Below are 2,478 nucleotides of genomic sequence, written 5' to 3'. Positions count from 1 at the left end.
TCTCTGCTAATGTTGTTGGGCGGGGGGGAGAACGACGACACTCCGCGGGGCCGCCGCGGAAAGGCAACCCCCCACACGGGCACCGCAATCGGTCCCCTGACTGTGGGGCCGATCGCGCCGAGCTGATTGAAAGCCGACTGAAGACCCTGACACCGCTGCAGATCACCTGTGTGGTCAACGCCAGCGAGCAGGACCGGCTGTTCCGGTGCCTCCTGTACACCTATCACTATCTGGGATTCCGAAACACGGCGGGCGAGAACCTGAAGTACCTCGTCCACAGCCGCGACGGACAGCCATTAGCTTGCCTGCTGTTCAGCGCGGCGGCCTGGAAATGTGGTGCGCGCGATGCCTGGATCGGTTGGCCGGCGCCGGTGCGTGAGCGCAACCTGCTCTATGTGACGAACAACTCCCGATTTCTCGTCGTGCCCTGGGTCCGGGTTCCGCACTTGGCCAGTCATCTCCTCTCGCGGATCGCGCGGCGAATCCAAGCCGATTGGATCGCGAAGTATGGCCACTCCCTCTATTGCCTGGAGACCTTCGTCGATCGCAGCCGCTATCGCGGTGTCTGCTATCAGGCCGCCAACTGGCAGCTGGTCGGCCAGAGCACGGGGCGCAGCCGCAATGACCGCGATCATCGCCTGAGCGTCGCAGCAAAGGACCATTACCTCTATCCCCTGACACGGGATTTTCGCCGCCGGCTGTGCGATGACACCTGAGCAGGCACAGGCGATCTATCTTGCCGGACAGGAGGCCGTGGTCATGCACCTGTGCCAGCTCGATGCACAAGTGCAGGCATCCCAGCAGGAGATCGAGGCGCTGCAACGCAAGATCGCCCAGCTCTCGAAGAACTCGTCTAATTCCAGCAAACGCCCTTCTTCGGATGACATCACCAAGCCCAAGGGCGGCAAGAAAACCCGCAGGCCGGATGAGAAGGGCAACCCGATCGGCGGGCAACCGGGCCATCCGAAGCATACCCGTGCGCCCTATCCGCCCGAGGCGATCTCCCACCTCCATGAGCATGAATCCACAGACTGTCCCCTCTGTGGTGGCCCGGACATCCTGTGGCTCGAGGATCTGCCCCCGCGCGTGATTCAGCAGACCGAGGTCAAAGAGATCGTGGTGATCCGCGAAGAGCACCGCGCCTATGCCTATTGGTGTGAAGCGTGCGGGCAGATCCACTATGCGGAGTTTCCCCCGCAGGTGCTCAAAGAAGGGCTGTTCAAGACCCGGCTGACGGCGCTGGTCGCCTACATGAAGAACGTCTGTCATGCCTCCTTCTCGACCGTGCGCAAGTTTCTGCGCGACGTGATTGGAGAGCCCGTCTCGCGTGGCTATCTGGCGAAGATCATCCAGAAGGTCAGCCAGTCCCTGGAGCGGCCCTATGAGGAGCTGCTCGCGCGCATCCCGCTGGAGGCCACCCTGAATGTGGATGAGACCGGCCATAAGGACAATGGCGATCGGTTCTGGACTTGGGTCTTCAAGGCCGAGCTCTATGTGCTGTTTCGCATCGACAAGTCGCGCGGCTCGCAGGTCTTGATCGAGGTCTTGGGCAAAGAGTTCGACGGCACCTTGGGCTGCGACTACTTCTCGGCCTACCGCAAGTTCATGAAGGACTTCCAGGTCGCCGTGCAGTTCTGCATCGCTCACCTGATTCGCGATATCAAGTTTCTCACCACGCTGCCTGACGCGCCCACCCGTGCCTACGGCAACAAGCTGCTCCATGCCGTCAAGGGGCTCTTCAAGGTTATCCATCAGCACGACAGCCTCACCCCGGACGATTTCCGCGCCGCACTCGAGCTGGCCAAGGCGCAGATGATCCAGATCGGCATCGCGGAGGCGCCCAGCTGGCTCGATGAGGAAGGCAAGGAGCAGAAGCGCGAGGCGCAGAACATGGCCGAGCGTTTTCGCAAGCACGCCAAAGCGTATTTCCAGTTCATCACCACGCCCGGCATGGATCCGACCAACAACGTCGCCGAGCAGGCCATCCGTTTCATCGTCATCGACCGCCTTGTCACCCAGGGCACCCGCAGCGCCAAAGGCCGCCGTGCCAACGAACGGCTATGGACCGTCATCGCCACCTGCGCACTTCAGGGGCGCTCGGCGTTCGAGTTCATCCTCCAGGCCGTGCAGGCTTACTTCCATGACGAGCCCCCGCCCTCTCTTCTCCCCGCACCTCCCTGATCAGCCGCCACTGATTGTCGACTTGCCTCGAGCCCCTCTTTGTTGAGAGCAGGTCGCTTCTCTCGGCATCCGTTTGCACGGCTATGTTCAATTCTGCCCCCAAGACCGCCTCCTGGGTTCGCTTGCCGAGAGGCGATCGCAACCCCGTGAACGGTTACAGAAAATCTTACGCCCCTCCCGATCACCAGGCGACCCCTACCCGCCGGAACACCCCCATTCCACCCCACACCCGCATCTACCGCTGGCAGTTACCCTCACACCAAACACCCCCACACCATCCAGCCGTCGCCGGCCAAA

At 62.1% G+C, this 2,478-nt stretch carries 2 protein-coding genes; both read left to right on the top strand.

Going from position 1 to position 2,478, the window contains the following annotated elements:
- Nucleotides 1-122 precede the first annotated feature (122 nt).
- The gene (locus tag I6U14_RS00700) at nt 123-716 is read left to right on the top strand and encodes a Druantia anti-phage system protein DruA (RefSeq protein WP_296896055.1); all 594 of its coding nucleotides are present in this window, start codon (nt 123-125) and stop codon (nt 714-716) included.
- A complete protein-coding gene (locus I6U14_RS00695) occupies nt 706-2,181 on the top strand; it encodes an IS66 family transposase (protein ID WP_296896054.1) in 1,476 nt (491 codons plus the stop codon). The genes I6U14_RS00700 and I6U14_RS00695 overlap by 11 nt, the downstream gene beginning before the upstream one ends.
- Nucleotides 2,182-2,478: the final 297 nt, after the last annotated feature.

Origin of the sequence: Thiohalocapsa sp. (genome assembly GCF_019695415.1) — a bacterium.
In the GTDB taxonomy this organism is placed as follows: domain Bacteria; phylum Pseudomonadota; class Gammaproteobacteria; order Chromatiales; family Chromatiaceae; genus Thiohalocapsa.
This window is presented reverse-complemented; position numbering and strand designations above follow the sequence as displayed.

What these genes read in the sequence shown, in the direction of transcription:
- I6U14_RS00695 (WP_296896054.1), top strand. Translation starts at nt 706, where the DNA reads ATGACACCTGAGCAGGCACAGGCGATCTATCTTGCCGGACAGGAGGCC.